Origin of the sequence: Leisingera sp. M523 (genome assembly GCF_025141335.1) — a bacterium.
Classification (GTDB): domain Bacteria; phylum Pseudomonadota; class Alphaproteobacteria; order Rhodobacterales; family Rhodobacteraceae; genus Leisingera.
Genome location: NZ_CP081036.1, coordinates 3,921,266 through 3,938,139 on the forward strand (window position 1 = coordinate 3,921,266; position 16,874 = coordinate 3,938,139).

Annotated in this window: 13 protein-coding genes, 1 tRNA gene and 2 pseudogenes; 6 read left to right on the forward strand and 10 right to left on the reverse strand. The window is 58.5% G+C overall.

The window, feature by feature from the left end:
- Positions 1-5 precede the first annotated feature (5 nt).
- From K3557_RS19510 to K3557_RS19535, 6 genes and pseudogenes are all read right to left on the reverse strand, one after another.
- Positions 6-1,472 (reverse strand): McrB family protein, encoded by a 1,467-nt coding sequence (locus K3557_RS19510; protein ID WP_259996080.1) that lies wholly within the window; start codon positions 1,470-1,472, stop codon positions 6-8.
- Complete coding sequence (locus K3557_RS19515) at positions 1,469-1,735, reverse strand: helix-turn-helix domain-containing protein (RefSeq protein WP_259996082.1); 267 nt, start codon at positions 1,733-1,735, stop codon at positions 1,469-1,471. Before K3557_RS19515 ends, K3557_RS19510 begins: the two co-directional genes overlap by 4 nt.
- Before the next feature lie 300 nt (positions 1,736-2,035).
- Complete coding sequence (locus tag K3557_RS19520) at positions 2,036-2,278, reverse strand: helix-turn-helix transcriptional regulator (RefSeq protein WP_259996084.1); 243 nt, start codon at positions 2,276-2,278, stop codon at positions 2,036-2,038.
- A gap of 992 nt (positions 2,279-3,270) precedes the next feature.
- Entirely contained in the window at positions 3,271-4,305 is a 1,035-nt protein-coding gene (locus K3557_RS19525; RefSeq protein ID WP_259996086.1) for an ACP S-malonyltransferase, read from the reverse strand.
- Positions 4,302-6,491: an alpha-ketoacid dehydrogenase subunit alpha/beta gene (locus K3557_RS19530; RefSeq protein ID WP_259996089.1), complete on the reverse strand. Its 2,190-nt coding sequence runs from the start codon at positions 6,489-6,491 to the stop codon at positions 4,302-4,304. Before K3557_RS19530 ends, K3557_RS19525 begins: the two co-directional genes overlap by 4 nt.
- Before the next feature lie 338 nt (positions 6,492-6,829).
- Positions 6,830-7,358: pseudogene (locus K3557_RS19535) on the reverse strand (transposase); the annotation flags it as partial.
- A gap of 235 nt (positions 7,359-7,593) precedes the next feature.
- Here K3557_RS19535 and K3557_RS19540 point away from each other — a divergent pair.
- From K3557_RS19540 to K3557_RS19560, 5 genes are all read left to right on the forward strand, one after another.
- Positions 7,594-8,292, forward strand: a complete 699-nt coding sequence (locus K3557_RS19540) for a fumarylacetoacetate hydrolase family protein (RefSeq protein ID WP_259996091.1) — start codon at positions 7,594-7,596, stop codon at positions 8,290-8,292.
- A 326-nt stretch (positions 8,293-8,618) separates the two neighbouring features.
- Positions 8,619-9,662 (forward strand): TRAP transporter substrate-binding protein, encoded by a 1,044-nt coding sequence (locus tag K3557_RS19545; protein WP_259988440.1) that lies wholly within the window; start codon positions 8,619-8,621, stop codon positions 9,660-9,662.
- An 81-nt stretch (positions 9,663-9,743) separates the two neighbouring features.
- Entirely contained in the window at positions 9,744-10,325 is a 582-nt protein-coding gene (locus tag K3557_RS19550) for a TRAP transporter small permease (RefSeq protein ID WP_259988438.1), read from the forward strand.
- Positions 10,322-11,827 carry a TRAP transporter large permease gene (locus K3557_RS19555; RefSeq protein ID WP_259996092.1) on the forward strand — a complete coding sequence of 502 codons (1,506 nt, stop codon included), beginning with the start codon at positions 10,322-10,324 and terminating at the stop codon, positions 11,825-11,827. The genes K3557_RS19550 and K3557_RS19555 overlap by 4 nt, the downstream gene beginning before the upstream one ends.
- Positions 11,828-11,840: 13 nt before the next feature.
- Positions 11,841-12,284 (forward strand): thioesterase family protein, encoded by a 444-nt coding sequence (locus K3557_RS19560; RefSeq protein ID WP_259996094.1) that lies wholly within the window; start codon positions 11,841-11,843, stop codon positions 12,282-12,284.
- A 4-nt stretch (positions 12,285-12,288) separates the two neighbouring features.
- Here K3557_RS19560 and K3557_RS19565 read toward each other — a convergent pair whose 3' ends face one another.
- From K3557_RS19565 to K3557_RS19575, 3 genes are all read right to left on the reverse strand, one after another.
- A complete protein-coding gene (locus K3557_RS19565; RefSeq protein ID WP_259996096.1) occupies positions 12,289-13,494 on the reverse strand; it encodes a winged helix-turn-helix domain-containing protein in 1,206 nt (401 codons plus the stop codon).
- A complete protein-coding gene (locus tag K3557_RS19570) occupies positions 13,494-14,519 on the reverse strand; it encodes a LacI family DNA-binding transcriptional regulator (protein WP_311198480.1) in 1,026 nt (341 codons plus the stop codon). Before K3557_RS19570 ends, K3557_RS19565 begins: the two co-directional genes overlap by 1 nt.
- A gap of 365 nt (positions 14,520-14,884) precedes the next feature.
- Positions 14,885-15,286: a protein NO VEIN domain-containing protein gene (locus K3557_RS19575; RefSeq protein WP_259996098.1), complete on the reverse strand. Its 402-nt coding sequence runs from the start codon at positions 15,284-15,286 to the stop codon at positions 14,885-14,887.
- 135 nt (positions 15,287-15,421) lie between these two features.
- Here K3557_RS19575 and K3557_RS19580 point away from each other — a divergent pair.
- A tRNA-Arg gene (locus K3557_RS19580) sits at positions 15,422-15,498 on the forward strand.
- 278 nt (positions 15,499-15,776) lie between these two features.
- On the opposite strand, the pseudogene K3557_RS19585 reads toward K3557_RS19580, so the two are convergent.
- Positions 15,777-16,793, reverse strand: a pseudogene (locus K3557_RS19585) (IS5 family transposase).
- Positions 16,794-16,874: the final 81 nt, after the last annotated feature.

A 16,874-nucleotide genomic window follows, 5' to 3' on the forward strand; every position in this document is an offset into this window, starting at 1 on the left:
GTTTATTAAGCCATTGCAGCGATGGTCTCGGCGAATGCATCGCCGTCAAAGTGTTCTGGCGACTCCGGATTCCACCAACTTGCAGGCTCTCCCAACATCAATCCATCCGTGTCGAACACGTCGCCGAAAACTTCCTGCTCTCTAGAGCTCAAGCTTTCCAAAATGAATAGAGGTCTCTCAGAAGAGCCAAACCGTCGGTTTCGGGTGCCGAGTGCAATCTCTACCTTTCTGAAGTCTTCGTGAAAGTACTCTTGAAGCAACGGGACTACGCGAGTTCTAAACACGTATGCTAGAGCCTGTCTCTTACCTGTGATGTCATCAGCCCACCCGAACCTCGATCGCGTATCCTCCAGTGCTTTCTCCATGAGGGTCGCATGGCCCAAACGGTAGTCCCGCCCACGCAAGACCTCGATCCTCCGGTTCATTCCTTGGAGTGCCTCAAACACACACATACCACCGTATTCTGCAGGACAAAACGTAGGGTCCGGTGCTACTTCTGCGAAAGTAAAGCGGCGGCGCATTGCGAAATCCATCGAGGTGATTGATCGGTCTGCAGTGTTCATTGTGCCGATGATGGAGAGCGTTGATGGCACACCGAACCTCTCTTCTCCAGAATAGGGCAAATGAACACGCCGCTCTTCGCTGGCGCCAAGACGTTTGTCAGGCTCCAGCAGAGTTATTAACTCTCCAAAAACACGAGATAGATCTGCGCGATTTATTTCATCAATAACAAGGCACGCACTTTGGGGCTTGGGCGCGGTTAGCTCTTGCTCTCTTACGAATGCTGCAACTGCACCAAAATGCGCGCTGTTGGCGAGATCACTTGAAGATATTCCAAGTAACTCTCCCACTCTCCTTCGCAATTCAGAACCGACAACAGTGTCAGTGTCATCTAATCCATAATTCGAAGGTAAAACTTCTGCCTTGCCAGGTATAGAGAATACCTTGGGCTCAAGTCCTAGGTCTGCAGCCCTTTCGATCACACGCCGAGTGACAAACTTCTCTTGCTCTTCTCCAACTTGATCAGAACGATTGGGACGGACAGTAAGCAACCAGCCCTGATCGTTGGCGCCAATCACAACGTATTTCTTTGAACCGCCAACTGCAGCAATCTCAGTACCCACGGATGGACCAAACGTAATTCTGTGGCCCATCGCGGTGTCACAAATGTCGCGAAAAGGTCCCTTTCGCACCTCAAAGGAAACCTTATCTTCACTGGCTGACTTTATGGGGCGAAATCCCTCTACAAAGTCTTCGTATGAATAGCTTGGGTGGAAAGTTACCCATTTGATTCTGCCTTCCAATACAAGCTTCTGGTGCAAATCAAGTAGTCCTGCGTCGGACAAAAGGCCTGTCTGCCACTTAAGGTATTCATCTGGAAGAATTGTCCCAACTGCCTCTCGGGCCGCCAACCATGTTTTGCCTGTACCAGGCGGGCCATAAAGGATCCGCATTGTTGGAAGTTTAGTCATTTTGAGGAAAATTCCTTGCGTTCGGAGAAGAACAGTTCCGGTCGAATGCCCAATGCAAACCCAAGTCGAGCGAGCGTTCGAATAGTCACGTTAATCTGACCCGACTCAATTTTTTGTAGGTGCCTGGTCGCTAGACCTGCGCTGTGTGCAAGGTCATCTTGAGTAAGCTCTCGGCTCTCCCGAAGTGCACGAAGATTTGCGCCAATCTGCTTTTGCAGGGCGACTACGGCATTGTCCAGGTCCGCTTGAATAGCTTCGGTCATAGAAGGGACCGAAACATGTACACGCCATCTGTGCCACGCCATAGATGGCGTATTTTTGATATCCTCGCGGCGACAATCTCTACTTCAAGCTCAGGGTTGGGCACTTTCTTTGAATGGCTCGTTACCAAGCAGTTCCTGGCGCACCACCGAGCAAGCGATCTTCTAAGGTAGTCGGTCGTCGACATCGTTGGCTCGACCCTGACGGAGGCACAAGATTCCTCGTTTAGCAAGATCTGGCGGGTCACGTGCTCAGTGCGTTTCCATTCTTCAACCCGTTTGGCCACACGGTCCGTGACTTCTCTAGGATTCAGTCATTTTGGTCAGTATCTCGCAAAACGGGTCAACGCCTGTCGTCGCGTCGGCCCACCAGACAAATTCAACCACGTCCATTCGCCTCTCACCGGATTCGGACTTGGCGACAAATGATTGAACCGTGCCCAGACGCTCAGCCAGCGCAGCTTGGGTTAGGCTGCCATCCCAAAGGAAAAGAGGTTTACCCTCGTCGCATGATGCGTTGTCGATTTGTCTCTTGGTCAGTTTCATTAGAGCTAGTTCCTCAAAATCGGCCACAGCAACCACCTAGCAACCACTGGGCGTAGTACATTGTGAAAAACAGCATGAAGAGAGTGCGGGTTAATCTCAATAAAAAATAAGGTTTTTCAATTGGTTGTGTAGTTTTGAGGTGTGTTGTGGAAAGCTGTAGAAATGCCACTTGAGCTAACTTTTAATCAGTAGGTCGTTGGTTCGAACCCAACACGGCTCACCACTTCTTTCACCAAAAAGACAAGCACCTGCCACCTTGGTAAGCGAAAGCTACGAGAGTGGCGCGGTTTTTGGTGCAAAAACAGTGCAAATCTCCCCGAAAACTCCCTAAACCGGACGACAACCAACATTGCCAACAGAGTGGTGAGTCTGGCGTCTGTTCAAAGGGTCCAAAGTGCTAAAAGTATTCGCAGGCAAGCTCAGATTCGCCGCAAGGGTTACGAGCAGTAGCCGGCTTACTTTAACCGCAAAAACAATGCTGAAACTTGAGTCAGGCAGATCGAAGCGGAAATCAACGCTGGGAAGATACCGGCAGGATCCGAGGCCGTTTTTCGAACGCGACTGTGAACCGCTATTGGTCGCGCTCCATCAAGTCCTCAAAGTTACTGTTCGGGAGTATGGGTGGCTGGAACAAAATCCCCTGAAGCGGATCGAGAAACTGAAGGTGCCGCAAGGCAGGGTAAGATATCTGAATACAGCAGAGCGGGGGCATTTTTCGCGGCATGTGCCGGAAGTGAAAACCCGTTTTTAGAGACAATTGTTCTGATCGCTATAACGACAGGTTTGCGCCGGCAGGAAATCCTTGGGCCGGATTGGAGCAGGGTGAAGACGGTGATGATCCACACTCATTGATTGCTGCGCAATCAACTGCCGGGCAGCGGATGCCCTTGGCCGTCATGTTAAAGCGGGTTAGGCGATCTTTGCAGACGATACGCCCAAGGCTGTTTTGCCTGCATCTTTGATACAGGCAAAAGACGCGGGATACTTCTGGATCAGCCGCTTACCGATGACCGCTGTGCGTCATCCCCCATGGAGATCAACAGCGGATCCTCCGCCTGCCGCGCTTTAAAACCCGCCTTTCCAATCACCCCTTTCCAACTGATTTGTGCCAGGGATTGGGCCACGGCGCCGCCCAGTGTGGTGCCGGGGCCGGTCACGATGAACAGGTCCGGCGCAAACTCATAAGCTGCATTCTGCACCGCGCGGGTGAAATCATAGGCCTCCACCACCTGACGCCCAAGCGTGTAATCCCACAGCGCCTGTTTATCCGTGGCACCCGGCCACCAGATCTGCCCGCGGCCATCGATCAGCGGCACATCCGGCTGAGAGAACATCTCGGCACTCAGCCGCTTGCGCCCCTCGGCTGCCACCGGTGCTTGCAGCGCTGTATGGAACGCGGCATGGTTGGCCAGCCGCATGGGGAAGCGGTCGTCCAGCACTGGCACCGCCGCCTCAAACGCTGTCAACCCGGCCTCATTCCCGGCCAGCACCAGCATTCCGCCCAAGTCAATCGACAGCCCCAGATCATGCTCCTCGCGCGCATTGATCTCTGCCGCCAAGCCCAGCAGCTCGGTCTTGCGGCGCGGGTTATCCTGCCAATCCGGACCTGCAAAGGGATAGACCAGCTGGCCGCCGATCAGTTGCTGCTGCATCAGCGTGCCCATGGTGTTCACCACCTTGAACCCATCTGCCGCACTCAGCGCTCCGGCTGCCGCCAGCGCGGTGTACCAGCCCATGGAATTGCCGGTAACCGCGACAATTTCAATGTCATCCGCCAGCGACTGCGCATCCGCCAGCGTTGAGGCATAGATCAATGGCGATGCAATATCCCCGCGGGAGTACTTTGACACCGAAAACCGGGTTGCCCCGTCCAACGCCGTGATTTCCTCCTGCCCGGCGTCCTTTCGCTGCGCATCAAATCCGGCGAACAGCGCCGCCTTGTCCGCATGGTGACGGTGCAGGTACCCCAGTTCCGCCTTGTTGTAAGTGCCCCGTCCCGGGCAGATCAGAACAGCCGTGCGGGTCATGACTTGCCTCCTGCCAGCTTCAAAGCAGCTGCAACAATACTCTCCTTCGACGGCAGCGTGGCACCATAGGCCGGTCCTGTGGCAATGAAACAATCACTGGCCGCCACCCGCGCCGTTGGGGCATCGCCTTGTTCCGCAAACAGTGCCATCAACGCCTCTGACAGACTGCCGGTGATGCGGCATTCATCGACGACCAGCACATGCCTGCAATCTTTTACCGCCTCCAACAGCGCCGCCTCCGGCAACGGTGCCAGCCAGCGCAGATCCACAATCCGCGCGTCCACTCCCTGGGCCGCCAGTTCCGCCTGCGCCTGGGCCGAGAGATACCTTCCATTGCCATAGGTCACGATGGCCAGATCGGTGCCTTCCCCATGCACACCCGCTTCGCCCAAAGCGATCCGCCGGTCCGGCGAGGGGTAGGTCCGCATCCAGCCGCCATCCTTCGTCTCATGCAGGTCCCGCATCGGATACAGCGCAATCGGTTCCACAAAGACCACCACCCGCTGCTCCTCGCGCGCCAGCCGCACCGCCTCGCGCATCATCATTGCAGCCTCAGCCCCATCTGAGGGACAGGCAATCACAATTCCAGGAATGTCCCGCAGCACCGCCAGAGAGTTGTCATTGTGGAAGTGCCCGCCAAAACCCTTCTGATAGCCAAGGCCCGCAATCCGCAGCACCATCGGGTTGGTGAATTGCCCGTCCGAGAAGAAAGGCAAAGTCGCCGCTTCGCCGCGCAGCTGGTCCTCGGCATTGTGCAGATAAGCAAGGAACTGGATTTCCGGGATGGGCACAAACCCATTGTGCCCCATACCAATCGCCAGCCCCAGGATCGACTGCTCATCCAGCAGCGTGTCGATGACCCGGTCCGGTCCGAACCGCTGCTGCAATTTCTGAGACACGCCGTAGACACCGCCCTTGCGGCCTACATCCTCGCCCATCATGACGATCTCGCCATGCTCCAGCATCAAATCGGTCAGCGCCCAGTTGATCAGCCGCGACATCGGCTGCGGCTCCTCCATCGCCCGCATGTCGCTGCCGAACGCCGCTGCCCGCTCCTCTAAATGCGGGCCATTGGTGGGCCTACAGGTCCGCGTTGGCGGAATCAGGCTGGCAACCACATCTTCTGCCGTCTTCAGATGCGGCCGTGTCACCGCCTCTGCCCGGATTCGCTCCACCCGCGCGCAAGTGTCCGTGTAAACCTTCAGCGCTTCCTTGGGGTGCAGCGCCCCGGCTTCATTCAGCAGCCGCACCGAATGAAGCAGCGGATCATTGGCTTCATCCGCCTCAACCTCGGCTTTGCTGAGGTAAGTGGTCGGAACATCCGCCCCGGCATGGCCGTACAGCCGCACGGTGCGCAGATGCAGGAAGGCCGGCTTCTTGCGGGTCCGCACATACTCTGCTGCCTCTTGCGCCACTGCAAAGGCGTTATAGATATCCAGCCCGTCTGCCTTGAAATACTTGATGCCCGGCCGCTGCGCCATCGAGGCCTCGATCCAGCCCTTCGGCGTCTTCACGGAAATGCCGATACCGTTGTCCTCGCAGACAAACAGCAAAGGCAGCGGCGTCGATTGCACCGAACTCCAGCCCGCGGTGTTGATTGCCCCTTGCGCGGTCGAATGGTTGGCCGAAGCATCCCCGAAAGAGCACATGACAATGGCGTCTTCCGGCAGCACCTGATGTTCTGGCGGGTGCCGCTTGGCTGCACCAACGGAGTAAGCCGCTCCCACTGCCTTGGGCAGATGCGAGGCAATGGTAGACGTTTGCGGCGGGATCATCAGTGTCTTGGAGCCCAGAACCTTGTGCCGGCCGCCTGAGGTTGGGTCTTCGCTGGAACAGGCAAAGGACAAAAGCATGTCCCAGGCAATCCGTTGCCCCGGAACCTGATCCGCCCGGGCAATCTGAAACGCTGCATCACGGTAATGCAAGAAGGCCATGTCGGTCGGGCGCAGCGCCCGCGCCACCGCTGCCATCCCCTCATGCCCCGAGGATCCGATGGTGTAAAACCCCTCTCCCGCTTTTTGCATCGCCCGGCTGGTCAAGTCCAGCGCCCGGCTCAACACCTGTGCACGGAAGGTGCCAACTGCCTCTGATACGGCAAGCGGTCCTGCGGGTGCCGCACCTGCAGGGAAGTCTGCGGCCTTTACCCGGTCCAGGAAATTCTTATGCACGATCTGGGCGCGGTCCATGCGGCCTCCTTGGAATAAGCTCTGGGTGCATTTATCCGCGAACGCGCCGCCAAAACCAATGAGATTGCCTACTGCTGTCATTCCAAGTTGGAATGCCTTGCCTGCGTAATCCGGTGTGATCCGGCCACCCATGTCCAATGACATCCGGCGACCTCTCAGGCGTGTTGCTGCGAGGCGATCAGCAGCCCGCTACCTTGCGGTTCTTTTGGGACCAGAGGGAGCGCGATGAATAGACTGCCCCCTCTCGGCAGCAGGCGCGTATGCGCCTGCCGGGCAGTGGATGCCAAGATACGAGACGTACTGCGGCTTTCAGCCAGATTGGGCATACCTCCACCGGGAACTGCGGCGTAGCCGTATCGTCATACTGACGTGTTAACTTGATCATGTCCGCAACCAGACGGTCTTCGTCAGCCTGACCAACCGGCTCTTGTCCCTGTGTGGATCGGTGCTGGCCCAGGACGCGGCAAATGCGACGCTCGGAAACCTTCATTTGGCTGCGCAAGATCAATGCAAGCACGGCGGCGTGAGGGGCTTAGGGGCTCCGCCCGTTCAGGGCTGAAACGGTCTGATGACCGTTTCCGGGACGCTCTTCGCTCCCTTTGCGGCCTCGGACAGAGTCAATTTGTCCAACGTCAGGCCCGATACCGCCCTGCGAAAGCGCTCGTCCTCCTTCTGAAGCCGCTTCAGTTCCTTAAGCTTCTCTGCGCCCATTCCACCGTACTTCTTCCAGCGGTAATAAGTTTGTTCAGGCAGGCCGATCTGTCTGATTGCATCAATCCGGGGCATGCCTTGCCCCATCAGGACTTCAACCTGCCGCAACTTCACGTCAATCTCTTCGGGCTTCGGGCTTCGGTCTCTTTTGGCCATCCTTGGTTCTCCGCTTTCCCAAATAAAGGCGCGGACCACTTTATTGGGGGAGGCTCTGCATTAAACCCGCGATGCGCAAGCAGTATTCATCGGAGGAGAAGATCAGGATTGTGCTGGACGGCCGTGTGCAGGGTAATCAAACCATTCAAGCCGAAAGCGGGGTTTACAGGCTGTTGGATTGCGGCTCTGACTTGGCGAGGCAGCCTGAATCTGCCGAGGTATGAAGGATTCTTTGATGGGTGAGATTCTGTTCACATTGCAGGAAGCACCGGTGATTCCGGTTGCCGGAGAACCGTCTGGATACCCGGTCGGGCGGATTTTCTGTGTTGGGCGCAATTACGCGGCTCATGCTGCCGAAATGGGCAATGAAGTGGACCGCGAGGCGCCATTCTATTTCACCAAGACGGCGGTCAATGCGGTGCTGACGGGCGCGGCTGTGCCCTATCCGCCTGGGACTGAAAACTTCCACTATGAGATGGAGCTGTCTGTGGCGATTGGCGCGCCGGTGTTCCGAGCATCCGCCGAAGAGGCGAAGGCTGCTGTCTTTGGCTATGGATGTGCGCTGGATATGACCCGGCGCGATCTGCAGATCCGTGAGCGGCAGAAACAACGCCCCTGGGATCTGGGCAAGGATCTGGAGAACGGGACGGTGTTGGCACCGCTGACCCGGGCAGCAGATTGGGGCAACCCGTCTGGCCGGCGCATTTGGCTGGAGGTGAACGGGGAGATCCGGCAGGATGCCACGCTGGAGGAAATGATCTGGTCCGTTGAGGAGATTATCTGCCATCTGTCCGGCTATTATCACTTGCGGCCCGGAGATGTGATTCTGACTGGAACGCCGGCCGGTGTTGGAGCCGTACAGGCAGGCGACCGGATGTGCGGCGGGGTTGATGGGCTGCCACAGGTCGACTTGACGCTGGCTGCTGCGGAATGACGCAAGGCGGCGCAAGGCCATGATTTTTGTTGCCATGCGGCCATCTTAATATGTATCAATTTGAATGTGAGCACGGGGAGCTTTGTAACATATCAGCTGTGAAACTTGTCTGAGATCAGGAAGCGCAGGCAGATTTCATGAGTGGAAAATGCATGATCCGCTGTTGATAGTTACAAATGCACCTAATAGCAGGGGGGCAACTGGTTCGTAAAACGAACCCTGCGCGGGGCCTTGGTGGCGGAAACGGAAAGAATTCTGCCATCTGCCGCAGTAATGTTGCGAGAGCGGCGGACCCTGCAAATGATTTGGTCTAAGGGAGGACAGACATGACTACTCGGAGAAAGCTATTGGGGGCAGCGGGGGCAGCGGCCTTGGCAATGTTCGGCGCAATGCCGGCATTTGCCCAGGAGGTGACCCTGAAACTGCACCAGTTCCTGCCGGCACAGGCAAACGTGCCGAAACTGATCCTGGATGTTTGGGCGGACAACGTCGAGGAATCCTCGGGCGGGCGCATCAAGGTTGATCGCTTCCCGTCGATGCAGCTGGGGGGTAAGCCGCCTGAGCTGATGGACCAGGCCATTGATGGCGTGGCGGATATTGTCTGGACTGTGGTAGGCTATACCCCGGGCCGCTACCCGTCGACCGAAGTGTTCGAGCTGCCGTTCATGATGACCAATGCGCGCGCCGTGTCGCACGCCTATTGGGAAATGTTCGACAAGCACATGAAGGACACTGAGTTCAAGGATGTGCACATCCTAGGCACCTGGGTGCACGGGCCCGGCTTGATCCACACCGCCGACCCGGTGGAAACGCCTGAAGATCTGGAAGGCATGAAGATCCGCGGCGGTGGCCGGTCAGTCAACGCATTGCTGACTGAGCTGGGTGCAACCCCGGTGGGGATGCCAGTTCCGGCGATTCCGGAAGGTCTGTCCAAGGGCGTGATCGACGGCACCACCATTCCGTGGGAAGTGACGGCGGCGCTGAAGGTCCCGGAGCTGGTGGAGAACCACACTGAGTTCACTGGCAAGGCACTGTATACGCTGACCTTTGTTCTGGCGATGAACAAAGATAAGTATGAGAGCCTGCCGGATGACCTGAAAAAGGCCATCGACGATAACTCTGGCCTGGAATTCTCGGTCTTTGCCGGCGGCACCCAGGCGGATTCGGATGGTCCCTCGCGCGAGATGGCGCTGGATCTGGGCAATACTGTGATCACTCTGGACGAGGAACAAACTGCCGTCTGGCGTGAACGCTCGCAGCCGATCTACGATAAGTGGATCGCCGACATGGCCGAAAAAGGCCTCGACGGTACCGCGCTGATCGAAGAAGCCAGCGGGCTGATCGAGAAATACACGCCGCAGTATCAGTAAGGCGTTTTGATTGATAAAAGTGAAGGGCCGCACGGCATTGGCACTGCGGCCCTTTGCATACCGGAATAAGGCAACTGAACGATGCACAAGCTCATGATGCGGCTGGCCAAATCCATGGCCTACCTGGGCGGTGCGGTCCTCACTCTTCTGATCATTCTGACATGTGTTTCGATCGCTGGGCGTTTGCTCAACGGCGTCTTCCATGGCGATTTGATGGAGCGGATTGCGCCGGGGTTCTCAAAGTGGATGACCGGCTGGGTCGGGCCGGTCAACGGCGATTTTGAACTGGTCGAGGCCGGTGTGGCCTTTGCCATCTTCGCCTTTATGCCGCTGTGCCAGATCACCGCGGGACATGCCTCGGTTGATGTGGTGGCCAATACGTTTCCACGCGGAGTGAACCGGTTTTTGCGGATGGTGACCGAAATTGTCTTTGCCGCGGTGCTGATTCTTATCGCCTGGCGGCTGGGGGCTGGGCTTACGAGCAAATTCTCCAATGGCGAGACCTCCTTCCTGCTCGAGTTTCCGGTCTGGTGGGCCTACGGCATCAGCATGGTGGCGGCTGTCGTCGCCGCGATTGTGGGCCTCTACATGGGTGCAATCCGCACCATCGAATTTTTTACCGGCCGGATCCTGATTTGGGACGGCGTGGAGGGCGAACAGTGACGGCTCTTGAAATTGGCATCGCCTCCTTCCCGGTTCTGATGCTGCTGATCTTTCTGCGGGTTCCGATCGGGCTCTCGATGTTTCTGGTCGGCCTTGGCGGGCTGATCTGGGTCACGGACGGCACGCAAGTGGCGTTCGGGCGGCTGAAAAGCGAGACCTATTCGACCTTTTCCTCTTATTCGCTGACCATTGTGCCGATGTTCCTGCTGATGGGGCATTTCGCGACGCTCGGCGGCATGTCCACCGCGTTGTTCAAGGCAGCTGAAGGGTTCCTGGGCCACCGCAAAGGCGGGGTTGCGATGGCGGCCATCGGCGCCTGCGCAGGCTTTGGTGCGATCTGCGGCTCGTCCTTGGCCACCGCAGCCACCATGGGCCGTGTGGCACTGCCGGAGCTGAAGCAATACGGCTATGCCGGCGGATTTTCGACCGCGACGCTGGCGGCGGGCGGCACGCTGGGCATCCTGATCCCGCCTTCTGTTGTGCTGGTCATCTATGCGATCCTGACCGAGCAGAACATCGCCAAGCTGTTCCTATCCGCCTTCATTCCGGGCCTGCTGGCGGCTTTGGGTTATGTAATTGCAATCTCGGTCTATGTGCGGCTGTTCCCGGAAAGTGCCGGCACCCGCCCGCCAGTGCCGATGCGCGAGCGTTTTGCCGCGCTGATACATGTCTGGCCGGTGCTTCTGGTGTTCGGCCTGGTGGTGGGCGGTATCTACCTGGGCTGGTTCACTCCGACCGAGGGCGCAGCCGTGGGCGCATTTGGCACCGGCTTTATCGCCTGGACCAATGGCGGGCTGAACCGCGAAACGCTGGCTGACAGTTTCCTGGTGACCGCACGGTCCACCGCGATGATCTTCTTCATCGTGCTGGGTGCTGGTTTTTACAATGGTTTCCTGGCACTCACAAAAGTACCGCAGGAACTGGCGGATTATGTTGTGAGCCAGGGTCTTAGCCCTTGGATGGTGCTGGCACTGATCCTGGGATTCTACTTGGTCTTCGGCTGCCTGATGGATTCGCTGTCGATGATCCTGCTGACAATCCCGATCTTCTTTCCGGTAATCTCGGCGATGGATTTCGGTCTGCTGTCATTGCCTGCGATGCAGGCGGATGCAGCGATGGAGGTGCTGAGGGCTGGAGTGCCTGAGGGGATGGGGGCCGAGATGCTCGCCTCGATCAAGGACGCCATTGCGGCCGGAGCGGAGCTGACCCGCGAGCAGATGAAAGAGCTGGGCATCCGGGTGACCGAAGGCCGGGTGAACCGGATCGAGGCGGAATATGTCGCCATCTGGTTCGGGATCCTGGTACTGATCGTGGTCGAGGTTGGCCTGATCACCCCGCCAGTGGGCATGAACCTGTTCATTATCAGCGCAATGGACCGTAAGACCAAGATGATCGACACTTACAAGGCGGTGATGTTCTTTGTCGCGTCCGACCTGATCCGGGTGGTCATCCTGGTTGCCTTCCCGATCATCACGCTGCTGCCGCTGATGCTGACGCAATAACGGGGCTAGTGTGATGGCGCAGAACAGTACAGGGCAGCAGCCGGGTTTCGAGCATGAAATCCGCGTGGGCTGGGGCGATTGCGACCCGGCCCGGATTGCCTATACCGGGCGGCTGCCAGTTTTCGCGCTGGAGGCGATTGACGCCTGGTGGGAGCATCACCTGGGCGGCGATGGCTGGTATCAGATGGAGCTGGACCGCGGCACAGGTACGCCGTTCGTGCATATGAGCATCGATTTCCGGTCGCCGGTCACCCCTCGGCACCGGTTGAAATGCGAGGTCTGGCCTTCGGCACTGGGTGGTAAGTCGGTGACTTTCCGGGTGAAAGCGCGGCAGGATGGGGTGCTGTGCTTTGAAGGCAAGTTCGTTTGCGTTTTCATTGCTCCGGAGAGCTTTACTGCAATACCCGCGCCAGAGGATTACCGCCAAGTAATCGAGGCCCAGCTACGGCCCGAGTAATTCCTCAGCGCAACCAGCCGTCAGCGAAACTCACTCTGCTGAGGCCGGCAAAGCGCACAACCCGGTCCAATTCTGCCTCCAGCCGCTTGGTGCGGGGCAGGGACCATTTCACATCCCGTTCAGGCCATACGGCGGTGACGCGCAGGACGCCCGCGTCCCGGTCCGCCTTCATATCGATGCGGCCGACCAGGCGTGTGCCCTCCAGCAGCGGAAAGACGTAATAGCCGTACTGGCGCTTGGGTGCGGGGGTGAAGACCTCAATCCGGTAATGGAAACCGAACAGCCGTTCCGCCCGCTTGCGGTCGCGCAGGGCTGGGTCAAAGGGGCTGAGCACCCGCATCCGGCCTGGTGCCGGACCCAATTCCGCAGTGGTCTCCACGGTGCCCGGACGGGCGAACACTTTGCGCAGCTTGCCGTCAGCCTGCTGGATCTCGATCTCTTCCAGCTCTCCTTGGCGCAGCTGTTCGGCGCACCATAGCTTGGCTTCCGCCGGAGAAGCCGTGTCCCAGAACGCTGCGAGCTCGCCGGAAGCGGCAAAGCCCAGCCGGTCCATCGCAGCGGAGCAAAGCCAGCTGACTGTGGCCTCCTCATCGCAGGGCTGGGCGCCTGGGCAGAGATGCTCCTCAATCACTCTCTCGGTCAGGTCATAGCGTTTCTGAAAACCTTCGCGCCCCACCACAGTCAGCGCGCCGGAACGCCAGAGATATTCCAACGCGGTTTTGGACGGATGCCAGTCCCACCAGCCGCCGGAACCCTTCTTTTCATCCTTGCCAAGGTCAGAAGAACTGACTGGGCCGTGATCCCGCACATGGTTCAGGACGGTTTCGAACTGCGCCTCAAACCCGTCGCGCCGCCAGTTGCGCCAGCGATTGCGCAGCAACTCGGTGTCACGCTGAAACCTCAGATGCCAATGGGGGTAGAACCCCATCGGGATCATCGCGGCGTCATGGGTCCAATGTTCAAACAGCCCGCGGTCCCGCTCGTAGAGCTGCTTCAGATGTTTGGCCCGATAACCCGGGCGGCGGGAATAGAGGATCACGTCATGGGCGCGCGCCACCGTGTTGATGCTGTCGAGCTGCACAAACCCCAAACGCTGGATCAGCGCCAGCAAGTCCGCACCCTTGGCAGGGCCAGCAGGCTGCTCCAGCAGGGCATGGCGGTCCAGGAACAGCCGCCGCGCGCTTTGATTGTCCAGCCGTTGCAGCGCCATCAGCGCCGTTTCAGCGTGTCGCCATAGGAAATGGTAGGGGTCAGCGTGACATGCTTTTCGATCTCTGTGTCCGGATCGTCCAGCTGTGCCGCAATGATCTCAGCCGCTTTGCGTCCGATGTCCAGGCGGCAGGCGTCCATAGTGGCCAGCTTGCGGGGCAGCCCCTGCAGCAGCTCCACCCCGTTGAAACCAGCCAGGCCAATCTGGCCCGGCACATCAATGCCCTGATCGAGCAAATACAGCAACCCGCCCGCGCCGATCATGTCATTGGAGAAATAGAGAAAATCCAATTCCGGTGAGCGTTCCAGCATGGCTTCAGTCATCTCGCGCCCCTTGGCCAGCGCCGAACCGCCTGAGTAAAACTCGCGGTCTTCGATCTCCACGCCTTCCTTGGCCAGCGCCTCGGTGAAACCTTCGAACCGCTTTCGCGCCCGGTGATCAAGCGGCATCTTGGTGCCCATGAAGCCAATATGCCGGTATCCGGCCTTAAGGATCGCCTTGGCCATTTCGCGGCCCGCGCGACGGTGGGAAATGCCGACCATCGCATCCACCGGCTTGCCGTCGGTATCCATGATCTCCACCACCGGGATACCGGCGCTGTTCAGCATGGCGCGGGCGGCCTCGGTATGTTCCAAACCTGCAATTATCACACCGGAGGGGCGCCAAGAGAGCATTTCATAAAGCACCTTTTCTTCTTTCTCGGGCTGATAGTCGGTGACGCCGACCACCGGCTGCAGCTCGGTATTCTCCAGCACCTTGTTGACGCCGGTCAGCACCTCGGGGAACACCATGTTCGACAACGAGGGGATGATCACCGCCACCAGGTTCACCCGGTTCGAAGCCAGCGCGCCGGCGATCTTGTTGGGCACGTAGCCCAGTTCTTTGGCGGCACTCAGCACCTTGGTGCGGGTCTTTTCCGACACATCGCCGCGATTGCGCAGTACGCGGCTTACGGTCATTTCGGATACACCGGTTGCTTCGGATACATCGCGGAGGGTGAGAGGGCGCTTGCTGTCCGTGGTCACGTTCCTGAGCCTCTTTTTATTGCTGTGTGCAACGTTAGCGCAGACATCGGTTGCTGCACAATGGAAACTGCGCGCGGCAAACAGGCAATCGGCCCCGCCCATCCCATTGTAAGCAAGCGTTGCAACTGACCCCGGCAGAGGCTTCTAGCTGACGCACCCTATGGTCTCTATATTGGCGCGCAGCACCAATACGAAACAGCCTCGGCCAAAGCGATCCATCGGCTCAAGCGCACTGCACGAGCGTTCTTGGCCCATTGCGGTCTGACGTCGCGCTCACCGCACAAACGCGGCGCAGGTATGCAGGGCGGGAAACCGCCTCTGATGTTGCAGCACGGCAACCGCAAAAAACCGGCAAGAGCAGAATTTCAACACTTCGCTCGATCTCTGTCACCGCCCAATTCGGGTTCATCGCTCATAGGGTTCAGCAAAATGTCGACCCGTGTTGCGCTCAAAGTCGCAGGGTTGGCGGCATAGATCACGACATAACGCTGACCGGATCGAGGCCTGGCTGCCTCCCGCGCGGCGCGAACCTCGGACTTTCCCATCTCGAACTGGCACCGATTGCCTTGGCTGGATTTGACCTCGATTAGCCAAGTCCGCCGATCATGCTTCAGCTCGAAATCGTAACCTAGGTCTTCGGACCAAGCCTTGCCGTTTTGCAGCGCGCCGAAGCGCCGAATTGCTTCCCGTTTCAGGTCGATGGGCCAGATATTCTTGCCTGGAGGAGATGTTTCAATGGTGAACCCCCAAACCTCATGTTTCGGCATGTTAGCATCCTGCTGTGGATTGGAGGCTTACATATCACAGGGTAGTTGAGCGCGTTCAGATGCCATCGAGGGGGGGCAGATGCATCGCTTACCATTGTGATCGCAGGAGAGATTTGTTATCGCGTAAACAAGCGCGGCCCCGTGGCTCAACTGGATAGAGCAGCCCCCTCCTAAGGGGCAGGTTGCAGGTTCGAATCCTGCCGGGGTCGCCAAGAAAATCAATGTCTTACGATGGATGAAAGGGCTCTCAGCTCTTATTCCGGAACGAAACCGTGCGATTTCGCCTTGCCAGGCCGCCTGATCAATAGAGAATTAGGGAGCCTGCCAGGCGCACTTGAGTTTTGCTGAAGAACTCATGCCTCTTTGTTTTGGTGGCATAGAAATGCGGTCGCACAACAGCCGCCCTTGCCCGCCGCAAAGGGGGGGGCTCAATGAGGGCGCTGTTGCACAAATCCGGGCCTGACCGCAGGGCCCCTTTCCCCGGACGGATTTACTCTACGGGCACTGTGACAGGTATACCGAGAGCGGTGTAGCCGTTTAGAACGGCGATGCGAACTTGCAGCTCGGCAACCTGGCGTTCGAAGTCTTTTGCCATCAGGGATTGGCCGAGCAGCTTGATGCAGTTCATCTTTGACTCGACCCGGCTCCGGCGGTGATGTCCGCTCCACCGCCGCCAGATGGCGCGGCCGAGATACTTTGATGCGCGCAGGGCTTCGTTTCGTGCCACCGCGCCCGGGCTCGTTGGCTTCCAGGGTGTGGCATTCTTGCGGGGCGGGATAACAGCGGCGGCACCACGGGCGGCGATCGCCTCGTGGCATTTGCGGGTGTCGCAGGCACCGTCGGCAGTCACCGAACCGATCTGCTCGTCAGCCGGGGTCTGGTCCAGGAGATCGGGTAAAATGGGCGCATCACCGATGTTGCTGCCGGTGACCTCGATGGCCCGGACTTCCAGCGTTTCCTCATCGGTTCCGATATGCATCTTGCGCCAGAGGCGCCGCTTGGGGCCTCCGTGCTTGCGCGTTTGTCGGGAAAACAGTCCCCCGGACTGTTTTCTGATCCTCCGCACTCCACTCACCTTCGCCTTCGGCCTTGATGCCGGTGCTGTCCGCTGCCCGGCAGTGCATCACGCAGTGATGTCACGAGAGGGGATCAGAAGGTTCAGCGGGCCCGCGCCACCGCGGAACGGGATACTCACGTTCCGCTTCCGCTGCCGACGGCACAGGGTGCTGAAGTCCGGCACGGCCCAGTCCAGACCGACCAGCCGCAGAAGGCTTTGCACGAAGCCCGTCGTCTGCCTCAGTGGCAACCCGAACAGTACTTTCAGGGTTAGACAGGTTTGGATCGCGGCGTTGCTGAATTGGCACCGGCGACCGCGCTTGCCAGTCGGCGGCGGCGTCCAGATCATCCTCGGATCAAACCAGATGGTCAGAGATCCGCGTTGCTTCAGTGCTTCATTGTAAGACGACCAGTTCGTGGTCTTGTATCTCGTAGCGGCCCAACTGCTCATGCATCCCAGCTGCCACGCTGGATTCACGCAGTGAATCCCTCACCCGATTTGTGCAACAAGGCCCACTCATACTGGTTTGCG

What these genes read in the sequence shown, in the direction of transcription:
- K3557_RS19510 (WP_259996080.1), bottom strand. Translation starts at nt 1,472, where the DNA reads ATGACTAAACTTCCAACAATGCGGATCCTTTATGGCCCGCCTGGTACA.
- K3557_RS19515 (WP_259996082.1), bottom strand. Translation starts at nt 1,735, where the DNA reads ATGACCGAAGCTATTCAAGCGGACCTGGACAATGCCGTAGTCGCCCTG.
- K3557_RS19520 (WP_259996084.1), bottom strand. Translation starts at nt 2,278, where the DNA reads ATGAAACTGACCAAGAGACAAATCGACAACGCATCATGCGACGAGGGT.
- K3557_RS19525 (WP_259996086.1), bottom strand. Translation starts at nt 4,305, where the DNA reads ATGACCCGCACGGCTGTTCTGATCTGCCCGGGACGGGGCACTTACAAC.
- K3557_RS19530 (WP_259996089.1), bottom strand. Translation starts at nt 6,491, where the DNA reads ATGGACCGCGCCCAGATCGTGCATAAGAATTTCCTGGACCGGGTAAAG.
- K3557_RS19540 (WP_259996091.1), top strand. Translation starts at nt 7,594, where the DNA reads ATGGGTGAGATTCTGTTCACATTGCAGGAAGCACCGGTGATTCCGGTT.
- K3557_RS19545 (WP_259988440.1), top strand. Translation starts at nt 8,619, where the DNA reads ATGACTACTCGGAGAAAGCTATTGGGGGCAGCGGGGGCAGCGGCCTTG.
- K3557_RS19550 (WP_259988438.1), top strand. Translation starts at nt 9,744, where the DNA reads ATGCACAAGCTCATGATGCGGCTGGCCAAATCCATGGCCTACCTGGGC.
- K3557_RS19560 (WP_259996094.1), top strand. Translation starts at nt 11,841, where the DNA reads ATGGCGCAGAACAGTACAGGGCAGCAGCCGGGTTTCGAGCATGAAATC.
- K3557_RS19565 (WP_259996096.1), bottom strand. Translation starts at nt 13,494, where the DNA reads ATGGCGCTGCAACGGCTGGACAATCAAAGCGCGCGGCGGCTGTTCCTG.
- K3557_RS19575 (WP_259996098.1), bottom strand. Translation starts at nt 15,286, where the DNA reads ATGCCGAAACATGAGGTTTGGGGGTTCACCATTGAAACATCTCCTCCA.